The 3,925-nt window shown below is 66.8% G+C and carries 5 protein-coding genes; 2 read left to right on the top strand and 3 right to left on the bottom strand.

Going from position 1 to position 3,925, the window contains the following annotated elements; all coding sequences use genetic code 11:
- Window positions 1-389: 389 nt before the first annotated feature.
- Entirely contained in the window at window positions 390-1,178 is a 789-nt protein-coding gene (locus ADK54_RS10345; protein WP_053725276.1) for a hypothetical protein, read from the bottom strand.
- 301 nt (window positions 1,179-1,479) lie between these two features.
- Here ADK54_RS10345 and ADK54_RS10340 point away from each other — a divergent pair, with 301 nt between their 5' ends.
- Together ADK54_RS10340 and ADK54_RS45850 are read left to right on the top strand one after the other, a co-directional pair.
- A complete protein-coding gene (locus ADK54_RS10340) occupies window positions 1,480-2,016 on the top strand; it encodes a hypothetical protein (protein WP_234391996.1) in 537 nt (178 codons plus the stop codon).
- A 247-nt stretch (window positions 2,017-2,263) separates the two neighbouring features.
- The gene (locus tag ADK54_RS45850; protein ID WP_053725275.1) at window positions 2,264-2,500 is read left to right on the top strand and encodes a hypothetical protein; all 237 of its coding nucleotides are present in this window, start codon (window positions 2,264-2,266) and stop codon (window positions 2,498-2,500) included.
- A gap of 25 nt (window positions 2,501-2,525) precedes the next feature.
- Here the strand turns inward: ADK54_RS45850 and ADK54_RS10330 are convergent, their stop codons facing one another.
- Both ADK54_RS10330 and ADK54_RS48235 read right to left on the bottom strand, forming a co-directional pair.
- Window positions 2,526-2,897, bottom strand: a complete 372-nt coding sequence (locus ADK54_RS10330; protein ID WP_159047721.1) for a hypothetical protein — start codon at window positions 2,895-2,897, stop codon at window positions 2,526-2,528.
- A 438-nt stretch (window positions 2,898-3,335) separates the two neighbouring features.
- Complete coding sequence (locus ADK54_RS48235; protein ID WP_267886992.1) at window positions 3,336-3,467, bottom strand: hypothetical protein; 132 nt, start codon at window positions 3,465-3,467, stop codon at window positions 3,336-3,338.
- Window positions 3,468-3,925: the final 458 nt, after the last annotated feature.

Here is a 3,925-nt window from a genome sequence, read left to right as displayed (position 1 = left end):
GGGGCGACTCCCGGCGAACCTCCTGCCCCCACCTCCACCTACATCGTCACCACCTTCAACGGACGGCTCAGCGCCGAACTGGCCACCGCACACTGCGCTGCACGCGCCGACGACATCGTCTCGGCCCTCGACGAGACCATCCACCAGATGACCACCTGAACCGTGTCCCGGGGCCCGGTGACCCGGTGGTGTGAACGACGGCCCGCGCTCCTGCCCCGGCCCTGTCCGAGGGGCGGGTGCTCTGGGAAGCGTGCCCCCAGTTCAGCGGTCCGCGATGACCGCAGACATCGTGAACGCACGTACGGCCCCGGCGCAGACCGCGATCGACGCGCTGGTGCTTGGGTGAAGCGGCAGCCGGGGATGCAGAACGAGCTGGTCCTCGCTGTGCCTTAGCTGCCCAGGCCGTGTTCGATCGCGCGCACCGTATCTTGCGTCAGTTGCTCGGTCTGGCCCGCAAGAGCGAGGACGACGTTGACCTTGGTGAAGAAGGCGGCGACACGGTCGAGGAACTGCACGTCACGCATCCGCTGGAGGAGGTTGGGACGGCGCCGGAGGGCTCCCACGGCCGCGTCGACGGCTGACTCCACCGGATAACGGCCTCGTAGCCGGGCCTGCTGCACAGCTGCGAGCATCTCGTTGAGCCGCGAAAGCAGGAAGTGGGTGTCTGCCTCGTCGAGCTCTGACGCGATGACTGCCTCAATAAGCTCGTTGATCAAGACCGTAAGGCTCTGGCCGTCGGCCTCAGTCAGACCGACTTCCACTTGGGCCCGGCGAAGGTCGCGGGCGGTGCCGAGCAGACTGTAGATAGCAGCGCTGCTGGCCGTGTCACCGCCACTGCAGAAGTGCTGCCACACCTGTGCGATCGGAGTGCTGGGGCTTACGGACGACTGCAGAGCAGCCTCAACACCGGCAAGCGGCCCCAGCAAATACTCACGGTGCTCAGGGTCGGGCACTGCAATCTCTACTGCCTCGCGAACCTTCCTCGGCAGCTCCATCGCTTCGGCGAGGCGATGGAGAAAATCAGCGCTGTTTTCCCGCAGAGAGGTTCCCCCGTAGTCCATCGTCATGGCCCACGCCGTCCAGCTGCTCACATTGGGGCCCAACTCTTTGCCTACCCGGCAAAACTCGACGAGAAGGCCGTGAAGCCTCTCAGCCGGGTTGTCGATGCACTCTGTCACCCCTTCAGCGTAGAGGGAGCCAAGCGACAAGGGGCGCTGAAGGGTTACGAAGTTGGCAGCGGTACTGAGGCTGTGGCGCGCCCTGACCGTGCATCTACCGTCCTGTGGAGCGGCCTCACGATGATCGGGCGGCCGCCCCACACCGAAGCACCGCAGACTGCCGTGTGATCTGCTATGCGCCTCGCGAGACGTTCGTGGGGGAGCGACTGTTGGGGCATCTTGCCGCCTGATTCCGGGGGCGGGGTCTACGATTGGGCGGTACGGGGCCAGGTCCTGAACGCCCGTTCGTGGGGAGGCAGTTGTGGCAGTGCCGCCGCCGCTGGACGCCAACCGCGAGGACGGTCACCGTCCCGACTACCCGCCGAAGACTCCGCCCCCGCCGAAGAAGCCGGTTGAGCCGCCACGTCCCGAAGACGCTACGCCCGGCTCCGTGTTGGTGCGGCCGCGGTTGGCGGCGCGGATCGCGAACCGCAGGGCGGCGAACTGGACGCTGGAGAACGCCCCCTGGACTCCCGCGAAAGCGGGCCAGCACGTGACGGCCAAACTGGGGGAGTGGGGCTATCGACTGACCGAGGACCGGGAAGCGAGCATCACCGCGGTGACCGTTCTGCTGGCTCGGGCGGCCCTGTCCGACGGCGGCCGCCGCATCAGCCTGCATCTGGCCGACCAGGACCATCAGGCGCTGATCCTGGTCCTGTCCCACCAGAGCGGCCATTCGCCCGAGGGAGGGGACCTGTTGCGTGAGGTGACCGCGCTCGGCGTTGTATCGTGCGGTACGGATACCGATCAGGGGGACGGCGGTCGTCGTCGCTGGACCCTGACTGACCTCGGCGGGTGAGCCGGTGTCATTCTGGTGCCAGTGCGGCTACCTGATCACCAGGCAGGCCCACGGCAGTGGTGCAGCCCGACCCAGCTGGTGAGGTGCGCGTTGTCCCTCCATCCCCGCTCCGGTGAGCAAGTCCCTCCCTTGGCCGCGCAGGTTGCCCGGGCGAGCAATCCAAAGGGCACGGCGGCGCGTCTTGAGGGCGCGAGAGAGACGCTCGCGGGGAGGGACGTACCTGCCTCTCAGAAGAACGGAGATCGTCATGTGCCCTTCTGCGACACCGGAGACCTCCGGGCTCGGTACTTCCCCGGCCGCCCGTGAGGCAGCGCAGGCCGAGAATCTGGACCGGCAGCGGCTTGAGTCGCTGATCAACGAGTTGCGTGCGCGCCAGCAGCACCTGCCGGGGCTTGCCGAGCAGCGGCATCAGTTCCTCGACATAGACCCTGACCTGGCCGGACGCATCTACATGCCGTCGCCCGGAGAAGCCCCCCGTCTCTGAAGGACGGGCCGCCCGGAGCAAGTAGCTAGCCCTGGATCACTACCCAGTCCTGGCTGCCCTGGTCCTTCGGGACCTGGGCGGTGTTGGAGTAGATCCGCGTGCCCTGGCAGTTGTAGAAGGGGTACGTCGAGTAGGCAACCTGGCCGACCCACCACCAGCCGTCGAGGGTCTTCCACTCGGCGCCCTCGGTGTTGAAGCAGCCCGTGACCCATCTTCCCTGCTCGTTGTAGCCCTGGACGAGGACTGAGTAGGTGGCATGGGGCTGGGAGTAGACCTGGTGGAAGTACAGCTTCTGGCCGTTGGTGCCGGCGGCTGCGGAGCCGGCACCGCTCAGCAGACACGTGAACGCCATTCCAACCGCCGCAGCGGCCGTCAATATCTTCTTGCGAGTGATCATGACTTGACAGTACAGCAACATTCTGGCTGAAATTACCCGTCAACCCCCTTGGCGTCCAGGGAAGTTGCGGCACCGGCTTATCTGCCGAGGCCGGATCAAGTCACTTGCCCCGCCCCGGACTCTGGCTTGATGCAGCGGGTACGCATCCGGCGGCGGTGAGGGCGGGCAGGCTGATCCCGTGGTTCGCCAACGGGCGGTAGGGAGCAGCGCGCTGGTCTTGTGCCGGGGCTGTTCCTCAACTGGGAGGAGGGGCCTGACCCTCCGGCCGGTCCCTTCCCGCCCCGGCCTGGCAGCCTGTCTGGCCTCTCATCAAAGAAGAGGCAACCCCAGGCCAACCCACCCATGACCCACGCCAACAACCCACCCCGCGGCGACACGTTGGTGCTGCCTCGCGGCGTGCGAGGCAGCACCAACGTGTCAGTCAGCTCAGGAGATTGGTCAGCACCCGCCGGAGAGTTGCTTGTAGCCGACGTACAGCATGCCGCGCGAGTTGATCTCGACGGTCGAACCCTCCACCCGGGGGCGGCCGTTGGTCAGGGCCCACCATGGCAGAAGCGCCCCGGGAGCCATCCCGTACGAGGCAGTGACCCGCCACCAGGCGGGCCTGCCCCTTCCTCACCGCCACAGGACACCTCACCCTGGCCGCAGTCTCCCCGCGCAGGCGCGGGGAGACTGCGGCTCTTCCAACCGCCGGCGTTCGCCACCACACCCCTGACCGAGTTCGCCGAACAGTGCCGACTCCGCCCGCTCCACCCCTGGTTCATCCAGCCGTGAGCAGGCCCGCCGAGCGCCGGTACGCAGCCCGAGCTGCCGTGTGATCGGTCCGTGGTCCAGCAGTTGCGGCGCGTGGGAAGGCGCTCACCGAACACGGCATGTGACAAATCCGTTGGTGATCACTACATGGGCGACGTGTTGACGTGGGGATCTAGTACTCCAGTGGTACTTCATCATTCTCGCTGGTCAGGGGCGGTCTTTCGAGCCTAGCGGGCTGACGGTTCCTCAGGGGCCGGTTCCGGGAAGCCGTCATG

Origin of the sequence: Streptomyces sp. WM6378, assembly GCF_001279695.1 — a bacterium.
GTDB lineage: Bacteria > Actinomycetota > Actinomycetes > Streptomycetales > Streptomycetaceae > Streptomyces.
Note: the sequence above shows the minus strand (reverse complement) of the source record. Positions and strands in the feature narration are given on the sequence as shown.